Annotated in this window: 13 protein-coding genes; 9 read left to right on the forward strand and 4 right to left on the reverse strand. The window is 65.5% G+C overall.

The features are described 5' to 3' along the window. Position 1 precedes the first annotated feature (1 nt). Both WGH93_RS03315 and WGH93_RS03320 read left to right on the forward strand, forming a co-directional pair. Positions 2 to 3124 (forward strand): efflux RND transporter permease subunit, encoded by a 3123-nt coding sequence (locus tag WGH93_RS03315; RefSeq protein WP_374763429.1) that lies wholly within the window; start codon positions 2 to 4, stop codon positions 3122 to 3124. Between the two features lie 125 nt (positions 3125 to 3249). Continuing rightward, a complete protein-coding gene (locus WGH93_RS03320; protein WP_374763430.1) occupies positions 3250 to 4215 on the forward strand; it encodes a hypothetical protein in 966 nt (321 codons plus the stop codon). Positions 4216 to 4272: 57 nt separating this feature from the next. Here WGH93_RS03320 and WGH93_RS03325 read toward each other — a convergent pair whose 3' ends face one another. Then, on the reverse strand, positions 4273 to 5130 hold the full coding sequence (locus WGH93_RS03325; protein WP_374763431.1) for an alpha/beta fold hydrolase: 858 nt from the start codon (positions 5128 to 5130) through the stop codon (positions 4273 to 4275). A gap of 65 nt (positions 5131 to 5195) precedes the next feature. Between WGH93_RS03325 and WGH93_RS03330 the strand changes: the two genes are divergently transcribed. Next, complete coding sequence (locus tag WGH93_RS03330) at positions 5196 to 5786, forward strand: CGNR zinc finger domain-containing protein (RefSeq protein ID WP_374763432.1); 591 nt, start codon at positions 5196 to 5198, stop codon at positions 5784 to 5786. Positions 5787 to 5872: 86 nt separating this feature from the next. Here the strand turns inward: WGH93_RS03330 and WGH93_RS03335 are convergent, their stop codons facing one another. After that, positions 5873 to 7645, reverse strand: a complete 1773-nt coding sequence (locus tag WGH93_RS03335; protein ID WP_374763433.1) for a sodium:solute symporter family protein — start codon at positions 7643 to 7645, stop codon at positions 5873 to 5875. Between the two features lie 10 nt (positions 7646 to 7655). Further along, a complete protein-coding gene (locus WGH93_RS03340) occupies positions 7656 to 7937 on the reverse strand; it encodes a DUF4212 domain-containing protein (protein WP_374763434.1) in 282 nt (93 codons plus the stop codon). Between the two features lie 223 nt (positions 7938 to 8160). On the opposite strand from WGH93_RS03340, the gene WGH93_RS03345 reads away from it, so the two are divergent. The 6 genes from WGH93_RS03345 (at position 8161) to WGH93_RS03370 (ending at position 17344) form a co-directional block, all read left to right on the forward strand. Next, entirely contained in the window at positions 8161 to 10353 is a 2193-nt protein-coding gene (locus tag WGH93_RS03345; RefSeq protein ID WP_374763435.1) for a glycosyltransferase family 2 protein, read from the forward strand. Between the two features lie 145 nt (positions 10354 to 10498). Beyond that, complete coding sequence (locus WGH93_RS03350; protein WP_374763436.1) at positions 10499 to 11698, forward strand: amino acid aminotransferase; 1200 nt, start codon at positions 10499 to 10501, stop codon at positions 11696 to 11698. A gap of 151 nt (positions 11699 to 11849) precedes the next feature. After that, on the forward strand, positions 11850 to 13748 hold the full coding sequence (locus tag WGH93_RS03355) for a DUF294 nucleotidyltransferase-like domain-containing protein (RefSeq protein WP_374763437.1): 1899 nt from the start codon (positions 11850 to 11852) through the stop codon (positions 13746 to 13748). A 3-nt stretch (positions 13749 to 13751) separates the two neighbouring features. Beyond that, on the forward strand, positions 13752 to 14447 hold the full coding sequence (locus tag WGH93_RS03360; protein ID WP_374763438.1) for a 3'-5' exonuclease: 696 nt from the start codon (positions 13752 to 13754) through the stop codon (positions 14445 to 14447). Positions 14448 to 14504: 57 nt separating this feature from the next. After that, entirely contained in the window at positions 14505 to 16430 is a 1926-nt protein-coding gene (locus WGH93_RS03365; RefSeq protein ID WP_374763439.1) for an ABCB family ABC transporter ATP-binding protein/permease, read from the forward strand. After that, positions 16427 to 17344: a hypothetical protein gene (locus WGH93_RS03370; protein WP_374763440.1), complete on the forward strand. Its 918-nt coding sequence runs from the start codon at positions 16427 to 16429 to the stop codon at positions 17342 to 17344. Before WGH93_RS03365 ends, WGH93_RS03370 begins: the two co-directional genes overlap by 4 nt. A 421-nt stretch (positions 17345 to 17765) precedes the next feature. Here the strand turns inward: WGH93_RS03370 and WGH93_RS03375 are convergent, their stop codons facing one another. Continuing rightward, complete coding sequence (locus WGH93_RS03375) at positions 17766 to 18851, reverse strand: acetate/propionate family kinase (protein ID WP_374763441.1); 1086 nt, start codon at positions 18849 to 18851, stop codon at positions 17766 to 17768. Between the last annotated feature and the right edge of the window lie 32 nt (positions 18852 to 18883).

The following is an 18883-nucleotide window of genomic DNA, read 5'->3' on the forward strand; positions in this document are numbered from 1 at the left end:
CATGGCACGCTTTTTCATTGAGCGCCCGGTTTTCGCCTGGGTCATCGCCATCATCATCATGCTGGCGGGCGTGCTGGCCATTCGCGGCCTGCCGGTGGAGCAGTATCCATCCGTGGCGCCGCCCACCGTGGCGGTCAATGCCACCTATCCCGGCGCGTCGGCCAAGACGGTGGAAAACGCCGTGACCCAGGTGATCGAACAGCGGCTGACCGGCATCGACTATCTGCGCTATTTCACCGCCAGCAGTTCCGACGGCAGCGCCACCATCACCCTGACCTTCGAGCCGGAGGCGGACCCGGACATCGCCCAGGTGCAGACCCAGAACAAGGTGCAGGGCGCCTTGTCGCAACTGCCGCAGGCGGTGCAGCAGCAGGGCGTGACGGTCACCAAGTCCAACGATACCTTCCTGCTGGTGGTGGGGGTGTATTCGCCGGACAGCAGCGTGCCCCAGGGGGAAATCAGCGACATGCTGGTGTCCCGCTTCCGGGAGCCGCTGTCGCGCATCAATGGCGTGGGCAGCGTGACTGTTTTCGGCGCCCAGCACGCCATGCGGATATGGCTGAACCCGGATCGGATGAACACTTATCGCTTCACCCCCATCGATGTGGTGGAGGCGATCGAGGCGCAGAACACCGATGTGACCGCCGGTGAACTGGGCGCGCGCCCTGCCGTGGAAGGGCAGGCGCTCAATGCCACGGTAACGGCCCGGTCGCTGTTGCAGACCGAGCAGGATTTCCGCGACCTGGTGCTTCGGGTGAACCCGGATGGATCGCGCCTGCGCCTGTCCGACGTGGCGCGGGTGGAGCTGGGGCAGGAAAGTTACAACCGGATCGTGCGCTATCGACGACAGCCCGCCGCGGGCATGGCGGTGAGCCTGTCCACCGGCGCCAATGCGCTGCAAACCGCCGAGGAGGTGAAGGCCCGCGTGGCGGAACTGGCCGAATTCATGCCCGCCGGGCTGGAATACACCTTCCCCTTCGACACCACGCCCTTTATCGAACTGTCCATCGAAGCGGTGGTGCAGACCCTGATCGAGGCGGTGGGCCTGGTCTTTCTGGTGATGCTGCTGTTCCTGCAGAATCTGCGCGCCACCCTGATTCCCACTATTGCCGTGCCGGTGGTTCTGCTGGGCACCTTTGCGGTTCTTTACGCCTTCGGGTTCACCATCAACATGCTGACCATGTTCGCCATGGTGCTGGCCATCGGCCTGCTGGTGGATGACGCCATCGTGGTGGTGGAGAATGTGGAGCGGGTCATGTCCGAAGAAGGGCTGTCCCCGCGTGAAGCGACGCGAAAATCCATGAAGCAGATCACGGGCGCGCTGGTGGGCATCGCCGTGGTGCTGTCCACCGTCTTTATTCCGATGGCGTTTTTCAGTGGTTCCGCCGGGGCCATTTACCGGCAGTTTTCCATCACCATCGTTTCGGCCATGACGCTGTCCGTCCTGGTGGCGCTCATATTGTCGCCCACACTCTGCGCCACCCTGCTCAAGGAGGCCAAAGACGGTGGCCGCCGAAAGGAGACCGGCTTTTTCGGCTGGTTCAACCGGCATTTCAATCGCGCGCGGGACGGCTATCAGAAAAGCGCCGGGCACATTGCCGGGCGTTTTGGCCGCTATTTCGGCATCTATCTGCTGCTGGTGGCGGGCATGGCGGTGATCTTTCTGCGCCTGCCCACCGCCTTTCTGCCGGACGAGGATCAGGGCAGCATGTTCCTGACCATCAAGACCCCGCCGGGCGCGACCGCGCAGCGTACGCTCGAATCGGTCAAGAAGGTGGAGGATTTCCTGCTGGATGAGCGCGCGGACGTGGTGCAGCATCTGTTCACCGTGGTGGGCTTTTCCTTTGCGGGCTCCGCGCAGAATGCGGCGATCGGTTTTACCAGCCTGAAGGACTGGTCCGAGCGTCAGGGCGAAGGGCAGAGCATATTCGCGCTGCAACAGGATGCCTTCCGCAGCCTGTCGGGCATTCAGGATGCGGACGTGTTCGCCTTTGTGCCGCCGCCGATCCGGGCGCTGGGCAATGCCACGGGCTTCGACATGCAGTTGGTGGACCGCGCCGGGCTGGGGCACGAGGCGCTGATGGCGGCGCGGGATGATCTTTTGCGGCGGGCCCGGCAGAACCCCCTGCTGTCCGGTGTGCGCCCGAACGGGCTGGATGATGTGCCCCGTTATGACATCCATATCGATTCCACCAAGGCGGCGGCGCACGGCGTTTCCCTGCAAGCGATCAACCGTACGCTCCAGATTGCCTGGGGGTCTTCCTATGTGAACGATTTCCTGGATGACGGGCGAATCAAGCGGGTCTATGTGCAGGCGGACGCGCCTTTCCGCATGATGCCGGACGATCTGAGCGTCTGGCATGTGCGCAACGAGGCGGGCGAGATGGTCTCTTTCGACAGCTTCGCCACCGGTCAGTGGGGCTTTGGGTCGCCCAAGCTGGAACGCTTCAACGGTGTCAGTTCGCTGAACATTCAGGGTGGCCCTGCGCCGGGGGTCAGTTCCGGGGTGGCGATGGATGAAATGGCCGATATCGTGCGGGAGCATCTGCCCGACGGGCTGGATGTGGCCTGGTCCGGCATATCCTATGAAGAACGGGCGAGCGGGGCGCAGGCACCGCTGCTCTATGCGCTGTCCGTGCTGGTGGTTTTCCTGTTCCTGGCCGCGCTTTATGAAAGCTGGGCGGTGCCGCTGGCCGTGCTGCTGGTGGCGCCGATCGGTGTGCTGGGCGCGGTGGTGGCGGCCTATCTGTTCGGCCTGTCCAATGATGTCTATTTCCAGGTGGCCTTGCTGACCACGGTGGGGCTGGCGTCCAAGAACGCCATTCTGATCGTGGAATTCGCCAAGGAAATGGTGGACGACGGCACGCCGCTCCTCAAGGCCACGGCCATCGCGGCCCGGCAGCGTTTCCGCCCCATTCTGATGACCTCTCTGGCCTTTGTGCTGGGGGTTACGCCGCTCGCTCTTGCGGACAGTGCCGGCGCGGCCAGCCAGAACGCCATCGGCATCGCCGTGATGGGCGGTATGCTGGCGGCCACCTTCCTGGCGATCTTTTTCGTGCCCATGTTCTATGTGGCGGTGGAAAAGCTGTTTCGTGGGCGGCGCACGGTCTCCCGATCCGGCTGATCGGGTGTCGCCGTATCGGCTGGCACGGCTGGCGGGCTGAAGACCTGCGGCTTTTCTGATCATATTGTCAGAATGATGATTTCCTGACACAATCCCTTCAGGTGGGATATGTCAGGAGCACTCTTTTGTCACTGAAAAGCGGGTCTTTTGGTATTCTGCTGGCATCCTTGTTGGCGGGCATGGCGGCATTGATCGCGTCGGGCGCGGTGGCCGCTGATCCTGTAGGACCGGAAGGAGATCAGGCGCCCGGCAAGGCCATATGGCTGGAACCGCACGACCTTGCCGAGGATGCGGAAAACGCGCCCCGGCACATGCGGTTGTCGCTGGAGCTTTTCCGCCTGCTGGCCGGTGAAATGGATGACGTGACCTTTCGGGTTTCCGGCGCCACACCGGCCCGCACGCGCGCCATGCTTGAACAACGCCCGAATGTGTGCGTGGGAAACCGGCTGAAAAATGCGGTGCGGGCGCGCTATACGGTGGGCACCACCCTGCCGCAACTGGTGGCGCCGGGTCTCAGGCTGTTTCTGCGCCGGGATGCTGTATCGGCCATGGACGCATCACGGCCCGAGGCCACCGAAACCGTGCGCCTTGACGCCCTGTTGCGCGCCCATCCGGGCCTGACGCTGGGCGTGCCGGAAGGGCGCTTTTACGGTCGGCCACTGGATCGCCTGCTGGCGGACCCGCCGCATCCGGGGCAGGTCTGGCGGGTGCGCACGCCGGATATCAATGACAGCGTGGTCAGCCTGCTGCACAAGGGCCGCTTTGATGGCCTGCTGGAATATGAAAACCAGTTCCGCTTCTATAGCAGCCCCGCCGAACTCGCCCGTATTCTGCCGCTCAAGCTGGAAGAAAGCCCGGCTTTCATCCCCGGCTATATCCTGTGTTCCAGGACGGACACGGGGCGTCGGCTGGTCGCGGCTTTTGATCGGGCCATTCGCACCCTGTCGCGGGAGCACATCTTTCTGGCCATTCATCTGCGCTGGTGGCGCCATGTGGATCGCGCGGCGCTGGTGCAGTTTTACAATGATACCTATGGCACCGCCTTCAGCCTGCCACCAGGCGGCAACACCGGGGAGCCAAGCGCCTGGTAATGCGCGGGGCTGGTGCACCGGGCCGGGCATCCCCGTTGACGCCGTGATGGAAAGCGGTCAGGCGGCGCGAGAGGACCGGTTCAGCAGCGGCAATACATGGGCCAGTACCGCTTCCGGTGCGTCGTCCTGCACCAGATGGCCGCCGCTTTCGATCCACTCAGGCGTGCCGTCGGCTGTTGTTTCGGCAAGACGACATGCCTGTTCCGGCGGCAGCCAGCCATCCTGTCGCCCCCACAGCACCGAGACGGGGCAGCGAACCGTATCCAGCGCGGGCACGATCTCTTCGGTATAGGCGTCGTCCATCTGGGCGATCTGGCGGTAAAAGGCGGCCTGTCCCACATCCCCACGCCAGGGCGCGGTGTACACCTCCAGCGCTTCGCGGGACAGTCCGCGATGGCTGGCGCTGTCGATATAGGTGTTCAGCAGTCCTTCATGAAGCGCCGACGGCATGTCGGCAAAGGCGCCGTGGTGCTTTCTGACATGCTGGACGAACGGCGTGCCCCACGGGGCAAACACCACGGCATCCATCAGAATCATCCGGTTGAAGTCCGCCTTGTCCAGAAGGTGGGCGCGCAGGGCGGTGGTGCCGCCAAAATCATGGGCGATCACGTCCGGCGCATCCAGGCCCCAATGGTCGATCAGTTCCATAAGAATGCGGTTCTGAATGCCAAGGGAGACATCCTGCGTCTTGTGGGGCGGCGCCTTGTAGGACTGGCCATAGCCCAGCAGGTCATAGAAATAGACCCGCCGGTGCGCGGCCAGGTGCGGGGCGATCCGGCGCCACACCTGGGCGGAAAAAGGGGTGCCGTGAATCAGGACCAGCGGCGGCCCGTCGCCCATCATTCCCCAGGCTATATGATGACTGTTGAAAATGAATCGTTGGTCCAGCCTGAGCATGGCGTTACTCTTGTCCACAACACTAACCCTTTTTAACGTTTTTTACGGTTACATCAGAATGCCCGAATTGGCAAGGAGGGATCGTGACTGATCTCGTGGATGGAAAATGGACGGAAACGGCCTTTCTGGGCGGTGATCCGGCGCTGGATTTCATCAATACCGTCAGTGATGATCTGAAAACCCGTGTGCGCACGCGCCTGACCGACTGGGAACGGCTGGTGGGCTGGACCCGCATGGCCGATCTGGACCTGCCCGCGCCCCCCGCCGCCGAGGTGCCCGATGATGCCGGGCAGCAACTGACGGCGCTCCATCAGGTGCGGGAAGCGGTGTATCATCTGTTGCTGGCACGGCGGGACGGCGCACCCCCCGCGCCGCTGCCGCAAGACCTGACACGGGCTTTCCAGCAGGTGCTGGCCCGCGCCCGCATGGTTTCCGGGCCGCAGGGGGTTCAGTGGCAGGCGGTGCCGGGGCCTGCCATGCTGCATGATGCCATCCTTATCGACCTGCACCGGTTTCTCACCACCGGCCCGCTGGACAAAGTGCGCCAGTGCGGGCGCTGTAGCTGGCTTTTCCTGAATCCGGGGCGTGGTCGCGGGCGGCAGTGGTGCAGTATGCGGCTGTGCGGCAACCGCACCAAGGTGGCCACCCACCGGCAGCGCCGGGCGCACGCCTGACCGGCACGGCCTCCCTCGCGGGGGCTCTCATATGGAAAAGGGCGGCCCCGCAGGCCCGCCCCATACCGGATCGATGCTCGGCGGTGTCAGTGCGCGTGGGCCGACCCGGTGCCGGATGGCACGCGGATGTCTTCCACCATGTCCTGAACCGATTGCGGCGGCGCGCTGGTGCGCAGTGCTACGGTCACGGCCACCGCGACGTTCAGCAGGCTGCCCACAAAGCCGATGCCCTCTGGCGAGACGCCGAACAGCCAGTGTTCCGCCGTGTTCAGGCCCGGCATCATGAACTTGAAGAACACGATATAGCCGAAGGTGAACAGCAGGCCGGTCAGCATTCCCGCTATGGCGCCCGCCTTGTTCATGCGCTTGAAGAAGATGCCCATGACGATGGCGGGGAACAGGCTGGCCGCCGCCAGCCCGAAGGCGAAGGCCACCACCTGCGCCACGAAGCCCGGCGGGTTGATGCCCAGATAGCCCGCCACTACGATGGCCGTGGCCGCCGCCAGCCGGGCGAACAGCAACTCCTGCCGATCCGTGATGTGCGGCATCAGGGTCTTTTTCAGCAGATCGTGGCTGACGCTTGATGAAATCACGAGCAGAAGCCCCGCCGCCGTGGACAGCGCCGCCGCCAGACTGCCCGCCGCCACCAGGGCGAATACCCAGTCTGGAAGCCGGGCGATTTCCGGGTTGGCCAGCACCATGATGTCCCGGTCCACATAGACCTCGTTCGGGGTGTCGGTGGGCGGGTTTTCCAGCAGGCGCTGACCGTGCTGGCCGGTGGCGCCCCGATAGTCGGGCTTGCCCTCGAACGGGGCGCCCGCGCGGTACTGGATGGCGCCGTCGCCGTTTTTGTCCCGCCAGCCGATCAGGCCCAGCTCCTCCCAGTTTTTGAACCAGTCGGGGGTGGCGGCATAGTCGGTCTCGTTCACTTCATTGATGAAATTGATCCGGGCAAAGGCCCCCACGGCGGGGGCGGTGGAATAGAGAATGGCGATGAACACCAGCGCCCAGCCCGCCGAGCGCCGCGCGTCCGACGCCTTGGGCACGGTGAAGAAGCGCACGATCACATGGGGCAGGCCCGCCGTGCCCAGCATAAGCGCGGCGGTGATGGCGAAAATGTCGATGAGCGATTTGGAGCCGTCCGTATAGGCATTGAAGCCCAGGTCGATCAGGGTTCGGTCCAGCTTTTCCAGCACGCTCAGCCCTGATCCGTCGATCACGGTGGCGCCCAGGCCGAACTGCGGCACCGGATTGCCGGTGATGATCAGCGACATGAAAATGGCGGGCACGGTGAAGGCGAAGATCAGCACGCAATATTGCGCCACCTGGGTATAGGTGATGCCCTTCATGCCGCCCAGAACCGCATACAGGAACACGATCGCCATGCCGATGATCACACCGGTGTTGATGTCCACTTCCAGAAAGCGGGAAAACACGATGCCGGTGCCGCGCATCTGTCCCGCCACATAGGTGAAGGAAATGAAGATCAGGCACACCACGGCCACCAGCCGGGCGGCATTGCTGTAATAGCGATCGCCGATGAAATCCGGCACGGTGAACTTGCCGAACTTGCGCAAATAGGGGGCCAGCAGCAGGGCCAGCAGCACATAGCCGCCGGTCCAGCCCATCAGATAGACGGACCCGTCATAGCCCAGAAAGGCGATCAGCCCGGCCATGGATATGAAGGAAGCCGCCGACATCCAGTCCGCCGCCGTGGCCATGCCATTGACCACCGGATGCACGCCGCCGCCCGCCACATAGAATTCACGGGTGGAGCCCACCCGCGACCAGATGGCGATGCCGATATAGATGGAAAAGGAAATGCCGACGAAAATATAGGTGAGTGTCTGCGCGTCCATGTCCGCCCCCTCAGTCGCCAAGCCCGAAGCGGGCATCGATTTTGCGCATCATCCGAGCATAGACGAAGATCAGCACCACGAATGTATAGATGGACCCCTGCTGGGCGAACCAGAAGCCCAGCTTGAAGCCGAAAACCTCAATGGCGTTGAGCGGTTCGTGCAGCAGAATGCCGAAGCCGAAGGATACGGTGAACCAGATTGCCAGCAGCGTGGCCAGCAGTTTCAGGTTCGCTTTCCAGTATCCCGCGCGTCCGCCCGCGTCCGGCGGTGTGTCCGTCTCATTTTCGGCCATGGCGCCCCTCCCTCCAGAACATGAAAGCCATATAACGGCCTGGCAGGCTAATGCACTTTGCGGTTTCCCTGAATCGTAAAATGACAAAGACGCGCAGAATCACAAATCGCGCATTCCGGTTGCGCCGCTGTTGCGCCCCATGATGGTCTGCCATTGTGCCGGGGCGTGTCGGGCGTCTATGCTTCACCCTGTTCATCCTGCCCGCACCGATCAGGGATACCCCATGGCCCGCTTGTATATTGTTTCGGATCGTCATGCCTTTGTCGCCGCGCCGCAAGGCGGGCTGGACGGCCTGTCGGTTCATTTCGCCGCCGCCGCGCTGGAATTGTCGCCGGTGACGGATCTTGCCCCCTTGGTGCATGGCCGCAATCTGCTGCCCAATGCCGATTTCGGGGACGGGTTGACCAACTGGACCCTGCGGGGCGGCGACGGTGACAGCGCCGGGCTGGATGCCAAAGGCTGGTCCCTCGCCGGGGCCCATACGGCCTATATCCGCCAGAAGCCGGGCGCATCCGGTGCCCGGCTGATGAGCGTGCCCACAACCAGCCAGGGCCTGCCCCCCGTGGTGCCGGGGGATCGTTACCGGCTGTCCGCTTTGCTGGGGCTGCATGGCCGCGCGGCGGTGATGGGCGTCATCTTTCTGGATGAAGCGGGAAAGCCGGTGGCGGAACAGGTGCTGGATGTGCCCCACCGCGCCCTTGGCGGGGCCGGAATGGGCGATTATCAGGCGGAATGGATGACCGCCACCGCGCCGGACGGGGCCGCTTTCGCCCAGGTCTGGTTCGCGCTTGAGGATGGCGCGCCGGTACCGGGCGGCGTGACGGATGCATCGGTTCTGCTGGTGGCCCGTCCGTTTCTTGCGCTGGATTTGCCGCACTGGTCGCTGTCCGGCTGGGCCCCTTTTGACCGCGCGGCGGACGTGGCCGCGCGGGTACGCGCCGCCGGTGGCCATATCGGCGTGATCGCGCTGCCGGGCAAGGCGGCGAAAAAGCCGAAGGCGCTCCGTGTCACGGACGCGCAGGGCGCCGCCATCATGGACAGCCCGCAGGACTGGCGGCCCGCACCCTACCGCCCCTTGGTGTTCCGCCAGTTCGACGATGCGCTGATTCAGGCCCATCTGGACCTTCAGGAAAAACGGGACGGGCGGTTCCACACGCTCACCGGCTGGGTGGACGGCCATTACACCGGCGTCTGCCATCTGGACTGCGCCGGGGCGACCCGCCCGACCGAGGCGCGATTGCCCCTGCCGCCCCACTGGCGGGACGGCGCGCCCCACCATCTGGTCCTGTCGGATCGGGCCGGGCGCACGCTGTGCGGTGGCACGCGGCTGGTGACGGGGGTGGATACAGGCTGGTTTGATGTGCTCAAGCATACCACGCCGCCGCACGATGCGGGCCTGGCGCCCACGGCCCGGCTGCGGCATGAAGCGCTGCTCGGCCAGTTGCGCCGGGTGGCCGGCGGGGAGCTGGCACCGGGCGATCTGGGTGATCTGGTGGCGGGACACCGGGCGCTGGTGCGGGGCTATCCCTATATCGCGCCGGATCGTGCCCTTGCCTTTCCGCACCGGGCGGCGCCGGAGGTCAGCGTGGTGGTGCCGGTGCACAATGGCTTCAACCTTACATATAGCTGCCTTGCCGCGCTTCTGTTGGCGCCCACGCACACATCGTTCGAAGTGATCGTGGTGGATGACGGTTCCACCGACGCGGTGCAGACCCTGGCTGATTGGGTCAGCGGCATCACCCTTGTGCGGCATGATACGGCGCAGGGTTTCGTGGGCGCCTGCAATGCCGGGGCGGCGCGGGCGCGGGGCGCGCATATCGTGCTGTTGAACAATGACACGGAGCCCGGCCCCTATTGGCTGGATCATCTTCTGGCACCGGTATTGGCGGACCCGGATGCCATCGGGCAGGTGGCGGCCCGGCTGATCTATCCCCACGGCATCCTTCAGGATGCGGGCGGCATTGTCTGGAAGGACGGCAGCCCGCAGAATGCCGGGCGGTTCGAGGACGCCTTCGACCCCTTGTTCGATCGCGCGCGGGATGTGGACTATGCCTGCGGCGCGGCAACCCTGGTGCCGAAGGCTGTCTGGGCCGAGGTGGGCGGGCTGAGTGACGATTTCGCCCCCGCCTATTTCGAGGATACGGACCTGTCCTTCAGGATTCGCGCGGCGGGATATCGGGTGGTTTATGCGCCGGATGCGGTGATCGTCCACCATGAGGGCATTTCCAATGGCCGGGACGTGGCGGAGGAAAGCCGCTTCAAACGGTTCCAGACCGTCAACGGCCCCAAATTCGCAAAAAAGTGGAAAAAGGCGCTGAAAGCCTATCCCCGGCGCGACACGTCCAAGGGCACCGACCACGCCTGGCGGCAGGTGCAAGCCCTGCGCGACCGGATCGCGGATACGGATGCGGATTGATGACCCCGGCGGCGCCCGCTGGGGATGCCTGAAACTTTTCCCGCCGGGCGGTGGACATTCCGGGGACCGGCCCTGATAATCCGCCTGTATTTTTCCGTGCGGCCCGTTTCCGTGGCCGCCTAAAATCCATCCGTGGAGAGACCTCATGTTCGAGACGCTGAACGCATTGCCGCCCGATCCCATCCTTGGCCTGACCACCGCTTTCAAGGCGGATGACAGCCCGAAAAAGGTGGATCTGGGTGTGGGCGTCTTCAAGAATGACGATAATGAGACCCCGATCATGCGCGCCGTCAAGGCGGCGGAGCGCACCATCGTGGAAACCCAGACCACCAAGGCGTATGCCCCGCCCATCGGCGTGGACGGCTTCGGGGCGGGCATCCTGTCGCTGGTGCTGGGTAACGGCCACAGCGCGATCGAGGATGGCAGGGCCACCGCGATCCAGAACCCCGGCGGCTGCGGCGCGCTGCATGTGGCGGCGCGCCTGATCATGGCGGCGCACAAGGACGCCACCGTGTGGGTGTCCGATCCCACCTGGGCCAATCATCGGCCTTTGCTGAAGAATGCGGGCGTGCCGATCCGGGATTATCCCTATTTCGATTATGACAGTTGCACCGTGCGCTTTGATGCCATGATGGAGACCCTGAAGTCGGAAACCCGCACGGGTGATCTGGTGCTGTTGCATGGCTGCTGTCACAACCCCACCGGCGCCGACCTGACGGACGATCAATGGCGCCAACTGGCCGATCTGATGAACGAAAAGGGCCTGGTGCCCTTTATCGACCTGGCCTATCAGGGCTTTGGCCGCGGCGTGGATGCGGACGCATTCGGCGTGCGCCTGATGGCGGAAAGCGTGCCGGAACTGCTGGTGACGGTATCCGGTTCCAAGAATTTCGGCCTGTACCGGGAACGGGTGGGCAGCCTGATCGTGATCGGGGAGACCAAGGCCCGCACGGACATCGCGGTCAGCCATGCGCTGTCCATCGCGCGGGGCATCTATTCCATGCCGCCCGCCCACGGCGCCACCATCGCCAGCACCATTTTGAACGACGAGGCGCTCCGGGCCGACTGGCTGGACGAGCTGAACACCATGCGGGAGCGGATTCAGGGGCTTCGGGACATGTTCGCGGACAGCATGAAGGCGGCGGGCGTGCCGCAGGACTTCAGCTTTGTGAAGTCCCACAAGGGCATGTTTTCCTTCCTTGGGCTGACAAAGGATCAGGTGCGCGCCATTCGCGCCGAGGGCAGCATTTACATGACCGATACCAGCCGCATCAATGTCACCGGCGTCAACCGCGGCAATATCGATCATATCGTGGCGAGCTTCAAGGCGGTGCTGGCGGGATAACGCCCCGATACCCGGCCCCTGACGCCCTGACCTATGTGCGGGCCACATATGTCGGAACCGGGGCGCCCGCCCATGCTTTTTCTTGTGAAAACGGCACAGCCCCTTGTACCCTCGTCGCCGGAGCGCGACGGGGATGCAAGGGGGTTTGCGCGTGGCGGAAATCGCGGATATCACGGCTTTCCTGGCGGCCACGCCGCCGCTGGACAGCGTGCCCGAAGAGGCGCTGTCCCGCCTCGCCACGGCCATGGAGATCATCTACCACCCACGGGGGGAGAATATCTTTCCCGCCGGGGCAGAAAACCATCATGTCTATCTGGTGCGCAGCGGCGCCATATCGCTGTTGCTGGGGGATCGGGTGCTTGCCGCCAAGCTGGGGGAGGGCGGCTTTTTCGCCTATCCCAGCGTTCTGCGCGGCGGCACCACGCGCCACGGCGCCCGCGCGCTGGAAGACTGCCTGCTGTATCGTATTCCGGCGGATGCCTTTCTGGCTTTGCTGGACCGGCACCCCCCGGTGGCGCGTTTTTTCACTTTGGCGGAGGCCGACCGCCTGCGCGCCGCGCTGGACCGCCAGACCGGGGAGGGCACCTTTGCCGGAGACGGCGCGCTGGCCGCCCTTGTGCTGAAAGACCTGATCCGGCGCCCGCCCGTGACCGCCCCTGCCAATATGACGGTGCGGGCGGCGGCACGGCAAATGCGGGCGGCGGGTGTCTCGACCCTGATGGTGGTGGACGCCGGGGATGACGACACGCTTGCCGGAATCGTCAGCGACGGCGATCTGCGCAACCGTGTGCTGGCCGAAGGGCTCGGCGGCGACGTGCCGCTTGCGGCGGTCATGACCCCGGACCCGGTGCACCGCCCGCCCGATGCGGGGGTTCTGGAAGCCATCACCCTGATGGTGGAGCGCGGCTTCCAGCACCTGCCGGTGGTGGAACAGGGTCGCGGGGGCCGGGCAGGCGGGGTGCTGAAGGGGCTGGTCAGTGCCAGTGATATTCTCAATGTGCTGAGCACCAGCGCCGTGCATCTGATCAAGGCGCTGGAGCGCGCCGACAATGTGGCGGCGGTGGCCGCCGTCACCGCCCATATTCCGGCCATGGCGCACAGCCTGTCCCGCGCCGGATTGCAGGGGCCGCGCATCATGGCGCTGATCAGCGCCGTTTCCCGTGCCGCGCATCAGCGCATGGCCGCGCTTGCCGAAGCCGAACTGGGCCCCGCGCCGATCCCGTGGTGCCTGATGGTGTTCGGTTCCCTCGCGCGGCGGGATCAGACCACGGTGAGCGATCAGGACAATGGCCTGATCCTGGACGACAGCTATGACGCCGACGCCCACGGCGCCTATTTCGCGGCGTTGGCAGAGCGCCTCTGCGACGGGTTGAACGCGGCGGGCTTCGCCCATTGCGGCGGTGGCATCATGGCCAGCAATCCGGCCTGGCGCCAGACGCTTTCCGGCTGGCGGGAAATCTTCGCCCGCTGGATCGACACGCCGGAACCAAAGGCCCTGATGCACGCCACGATCTTTTTCGACATGGCCCCGGTGGCGGGCGCGGAGCACATGGCGGCCCGGTTGCAGCGGGATGTGCTGGCCATGGCGCGGGGCAATGGAATCTTTCTGGCGCATATGGTGGAAAATGCCATGGCGTCCCGGCCCCCGATCGGCTTTTTCCGGCGTTTCGTCCTGATCAGCGACAGCGAGGAAGGCGATGTTCTGGATATCAAGAAGCAGGGCATGGCGCCTGTTCAGGATATCGCCCGCCTGCACGCGCTGGCGCATGGCCTGGCCGAGGTGGGGGTGGTGGCGCGGCTGGAAGCGGCCATGGCCGCCGGGGCCCTGACCCCCTCGGACGGGCGGGAACTGATCGATGCCTGGACCTTCATGGCCGACGTGCGCATGGCCCATCAGGCGGCGCAGGTGGCGGCGCATCGCGCCCCCGGCAATCTGATCGCGCCGGATCGCCTGTCCACGCTGGAACGGGAGCATCTGCGCGATGCCTTTCGCATCGTGCGCGGCCATCAGGACGGCCTGAACCGCGCTTATGCGGGCGGGATGGTCTAGGCGGTGGCGGGGCTGATCCGGCGCCGGGTGTTCCATGCCCGCTGGTCCCGTTTCAAGGCGGAAGCGGCCCCGCTGGGCGGCGCCGTGGCCGCCTATGCCGATGCCGGCCCGCCCGATCTGGCGTGCCCGGCGAACAGGCTTGCCGCGCTGGCGCTGGACATGGAAACCACCGGATTGGACCCGAAGCGTGACAGCCTGCTCAGCGTGGGTCATGTGCCGCTGGACGGGCGGATGATCACCCTTGGCGGGGCGGCGCGCTTCTATGTGCGCCCGCACAGGGCGCTGGACGGGGTGAATGTGGCGATCCACGGCCTGACCGACAGCGTGGTCGCCGAGGGCATCGAGCCGACGCTCGCGCTGACCCGTCTGTTCACCGCGCTCAGCGGGCGGATTCTGCTGGCCCATCATGCGGACCTGGAGGTGCGCTTTCTACAGTGTATGGCACAGCATTTGTGGGGCCTGACTCCCCCGATGGCAGCACTGGATACGCTGACGCTGGCGCGCCGCCATCCCCGCATCGACCCGGAAACACTGGGGCCGGGGGATCTGAAACTGGGCAGTCTGCGCGCCCGCTTCCACCTGCCCCGGCTTCAGGCGCATGAAGCATTGGCCGATGCGCTGGGCGCGGCGGAACTGTTCCTGGCCCTGACCGCCGGTCGGCGATCCCCGCCCCTTGGCCGACTGGTGCGCCTTTTTTGAGGCGACCCGGCCGGGGAGACTGGCCGAATGCCCCCGTTCGCCCTATTGTGCACACTCATGAGAGGCTATCGCGCCACGGGCGAACCGCCGATGGATGATCCGTCCGCCGTGCCCAACAGTCAGCGTTTCGAGGATCTGGCCGCCCATCGTGCCACGTTGGGCCGCACCCTTGCGCGCCTGTTTACCACCTTTTTCCGCCACGACCTCAGGCGCTGGCGACCGGCCATCGTGGCCGCCTTCACGCTGACCGTGCTGGCCAAGATGATTTCCGTGGCGGCCCCCCTGATGATCGGGGAAGGGATCAACCGCCTGGCCGCCGACGAGGGCGCCGAGGCGCCGACCCATGGCCTGAAAGCCTTTCTGGCGGACCTGATTCCCGCGGGCGGCGCCACACAAAGCTTCATCTGGTTCTTTGCCGCCTATGCCGGGGCGCGCTTTTTGGCGCAGGCGCTGCCGCAATTGCGCGATGCCTTTTTTGTCAAGGTGACACAGGATGCCAGCCGGATCGTGGCGGTGGAGGCGTATGGCCATGCGCAGAATCTGTCGCTGGGGTTTCACCTGTCGCGGCGGGCCGGGGCGCTCAACCGGGTGATCGAGCGGGGCGCGGCCAGCATGGAATATCTGCTGCGCTTTCTCGCCTTCAATATCGCCCCCACTCTGATTGAACTGGTGCTGGCGGCGGTGGTGCTGCAAGCGACCTTTGGCGGCTGGTTCGCGCTGGCCGCCGTGGCCACGGTGGCGGCTTACGGCCTTTTCACGATCGTGGTGACCGAATTCCGCACCCGGCAGCGGCGCGTGCTGAACGAGGTGGATACGGACCTGCGGGCGCGGGCCATGGATTCGCTGACCAATTTTGAAGTGGTCAAGGCGTTCGCCGCCGAGGACCGGGAGCGCGACCGCTATGACAGCGCACGCCGCCGCTTCAATCGGCTTTATGTGCGGCTGATGCGCTCGCTGTCCGGGCTGAATGCGGGCCAGGAACTGATCATGAATGGCGGCCTGCTGGCGGTGGCGCTGCTGGCGGGCTTCGGCGCGCTTGAGGGGACCATGCAGGCGGGGGACGTGACCGCCGTGGTGCTGATCCTGATGAACATTTATCGCCCGCTCAATATTCTGGGCTTTGCCTGGCGGGAGATCAGGCAGGGCATGGTGGACATGGAAAAGCTGTTCGCCCTGATGGACGTGCGCCCGGATGTGGCGGACAGGGAAGACGCCGGGCCACTCAGCCATCCGGGCGGCGATATCCTGTTCGATCGGGTCAGCTTCATCCATGCGGGCCGCGCGGGCGGGCTGGATGATGTGTCCTTCACCCTGAAAGGCGGTGAAAGCCTGGGCATTGTGGGGCCGAGCGGGGCGGGCAAATCCACCATATTGAAGCTGCTGTTCCGCTTTCACGATGTGGATGCGGGGCGCATCACCATTGGCGGGCAGGATGTGCGTGACGTGCGCCAGAAGGACCTGCGCGGCGCCATGGCGCTGGTGCCGCAGGATGTGGTGCTGTTCAACGACACGCTGCGCTACAATATCGCTTATGGTGCGGCGGGCGCCGATGAAGCGCGGGTGATGGCGGCGGCGGAACAGGCCAATCTGGGCGATTTCATTCGCAGCCTGCCGGATGGGTTGGAAACACTGGTGGGCGAACGGGGCCTGAAGCTGTCCGGCGGCGAGAAACAGCGGGTTGGGGTGGCGCGCGCCATTTTGTCCGACCCGGCGATTCTGGTGCTGGACGAGGCCACGTCGGCGCTGGACAGCGGCACCGAATCGCAGGTGCAGGCAGCCATTGGCCGTGCGGCGCGGGGGCGCACCACCATTGCCGTGGCCCACCGCCTGTCCACGCTGGCGGGCGCGGATCGCATCATCGTACTGGATGCGGGCCGGGTGGTGGAAAGCGGCACCCATGACGACCTGATCGCGCGGGACGGGCTTTATGCCCGGCTGTGGCGTCAGCAGGGCGGGGCCGCACCGCCCCGCGCGGCGGAATGACAGCCTTGCGCTGGGCCATCGCCACGGTGAGCTTTGTGGGCACGGGGCCGCCCGCCATGCTGACCCTTCAGCGTCGCTTCATCGAGGCCACGGCCCCAGGCCCGGACATGCCGGTTTATTGCGCCATACCCCGGCTGACGCAGGCGGAAAAAGTCCGCCTTGCCCACTGGCCGCGTGCGGTGCTGATGGCGGAAGGCGCGGAAACACGCAACCCCAATCGGGAACATGGCCTGTTGCTGGACCGGCTGGTGGCGCGCGCTTTCGCCGAGGGGGCCGACCGCGTGCTGACACTGGATACGGACAGCTTCCCCATCGTGCCGGACTGGGCGGAGCGGCTGTCCGGCGCGGCGCCCTTTACGGCCATTCTGCGCCGGGAGAATGGCGACACGGTGCTGCCGCATCCATCCGGCTGTGTCATCACCCGGCGCTTTTTCGAGGATGCTGGCCCCACCTTCTGGCCGGATGAGGCCACGACCCGATCCGATGCCTATGCGAACTGGCTGTCACAGGTGGGCCAGCGGCCCGATACCGGGATCGGTTATGCCCATGCCGCGCACCGGGCGGGGCTGCGCTGGCAGCCGTTGTATCGCAGCAACAGGCGGAATGTGCACCCCCTTGTGGGCGGGCTGTACGGGGATGTGCTGTTCCATCTGGGTGCCATGTCGCGCAGGCCCCTGTTTCATGCGGACGGCAGGCATTGGCCCCTTTCCGTGACCCGCCACCTGGCGCGTGTGCCTGTGTTGTGGCGCCTGCACCATCTGGCGCTCTCCCTGCGCGCCCGATATAATCGCCGGGTGGCGCACACGCTTCTGGCCGACCTTTTAAGCGATCCGGCAGGCACCCTGATCCGCCTCGGCGCCCCATCCCATGTGCCCGCCATACTCCCGGTTTCGGATGATCAGCCCCCAACCTGAAGCACCCCATCCCACATGCTCAGCACAAACCACACCCCGCCCGCACCGGCGCCGCTTCTACCGCCATCCCGCATTTGCGGGATGAGCGGAGGCCACGACCGTGGCCCGCGGCAAGTGCCGCGCCCCCGCGGAGCCGCAGCGCGCAGCGCTCAGGCGTGAGCGGAAACAAAGCCGGGCCGCGCAAGCGGCCAAGGCGGGATGAGCGGAGGCCACAAGCGTGGCCCGCGGCAAGTGCCGCGCCCGCGCGGAGCGCGTGCAAAGCACGCTTGCGTGAGCGCAAAAAGACAGCTTCCCACCCGCACCAACCTATCCTCTACCGCCATCCCGCCACTGCGCGGGATGAGCGGAGGCCACGACCGTGGCCCGCGGCAAGTGCCGCGCCCCCGCGGAGCGCGTGCAAAGCACGCTTGCGTGAGCGAAATCAAAGCATCCCCGCCGTGTGGTGCGCGATCATGGCTTCCTCATTGGTGGGGATGGTCAGCGCCCGGAACGGGGCCAGATGGGCCAGGCGGTCAGTGATGGCGGCGCGCATTTCGGTGTCGTTTTCGCCGATGCCGCCGGTGAAGACGAGGCCGTCAAGCCCGCCCAGCGATATGGTGAGTGCCGCGATCCATTTGGCTGCCCGGTCGGCGAACATGTCCAGCGCGAAGGCGGCGGCGGTGTCGTGGCTCTCGCGCAGGCGGCGCACATCATGGCTGCGCCCGGACACGCCCTTGAGCCCGGCGCCGGTGGAAAGCAGCCGGTCCACCGCGTCCGCCGTCATGCCTTTCTGGCGGATCAGATACAGCACCACGCCGGGGTCTATGCTGCCGGATCGGGTGCCCATCATCAGGCCGTCCAGCGCTGTCATGCCCATGCTGGTATCCACGCTTTTGCCCGCTTTCAGCGCGCAGGCACTGGCGCCATTGCCCAAATGGGCCACCACCACCCGGCCATGGGACAGATCGGGATGGTTCTGCGCCAGATCCTGCGCCACCCATTCATAGGACAGGCCGTGAAAACCATAGCGCCGCACGCCTTCCTGATAAAAGTGTTCCGGCAGGGCGAAATGCGTGGCAAGGGCAGGCATGGTGGCATGAAAGGCGGTGTCGAAGCAGGCAACCTGCGGCAGGTCCGGGCGATCGGCCATCAGGGCGCGGGCTGGGGCCAGATTGTGCGGCATGTGCAGGGGGGCCAGCGGTGTCAGCCTGTCCAGCGTGTCCAGAAGGGCGGGGGTGATGCGTTCCGGCTGCACATGGTCGGGCCCGCCATGCACGATACGGTGGCCCACGGCGGTCAGTTTCAGGCCCGGCATGACATCCACCCTTTGCAGCACATGATGAAGCGCGGCCCGGTGATCCATGTTCGGGTCGAGCGCGGTGTCCTTGCCAGCCACGCTTAGCACGGGCGCTTCGCCCAGCCCGGTGACACGCAGATCGCCGAGGTTTTCAGCCGGGGCATCCGCCCGCACCAGGCGGCATTTCAGGCTGCTGGAACCCGCATTGATGGTGAGGATCGCATCTGACATCGGGGTGCTTCCGGTCATTGGCCCGCCTGTAT

Origin of the sequence: Yunchengibacter salinarum, assembly GCF_037658235.1 — a bacterium.
Lineage (GTDB): Bacteria > Pseudomonadota > Alphaproteobacteria > Sphingomonadales > Kordiimonadaceae > Yunchengibacter > Yunchengibacter salinarum.

What these genes read in the sequence shown, in the direction of transcription:
- WGH93_RS03315 (WP_374763429.1), top strand. Translation starts at nt 2, where the DNA reads ATGGCACGCTTTTTCATTGAGCGCCCGGTTTTCGCCTGGGTCATCGCC.
- WGH93_RS03335 (WP_374763433.1), bottom strand. Translation starts at nt 7,645, where the DNA reads ATGGACGCGCAGACACTCACCTATATTTTCGTCGGCATTTCCTTTTCC.
- WGH93_RS03340 (WP_374763434.1), bottom strand. Translation starts at nt 7,937, where the DNA reads ATGGCCGAAAATGAGACGGACACACCGCCGGACGCGGGCGGACGCGCG.
- WGH93_RS03345 (WP_374763435.1), top strand. Translation starts at nt 8,161, where the DNA reads ATGGCCCGCTTGTATATTGTTTCGGATCGTCATGCCTTTGTCGCCGCG.
- WGH93_RS03350 (WP_374763436.1), top strand. Translation starts at nt 10,499, where the DNA reads ATGTTCGAGACGCTGAACGCATTGCCGCCCGATCCCATCCTTGGCCTG.
- WGH93_RS03365 (WP_374763439.1), top strand. Translation starts at nt 14,505, where the DNA reads ATGAGAGGCTATCGCGCCACGGGCGAACCGCCGATGGATGATCCGTCC.
- WGH93_RS03370 (WP_374763440.1), top strand. Translation starts at nt 16,427, where the DNA reads ATGACAGCCTTGCGCTGGGCCATCGCCACGGTGAGCTTTGTGGGCACG.
- WGH93_RS03375 (WP_374763441.1), bottom strand. Translation starts at nt 18,851, where the DNA reads ATGTCAGATGCGATCCTCACCATCAATGCGGGTTCCAGCAGCCTGAAA.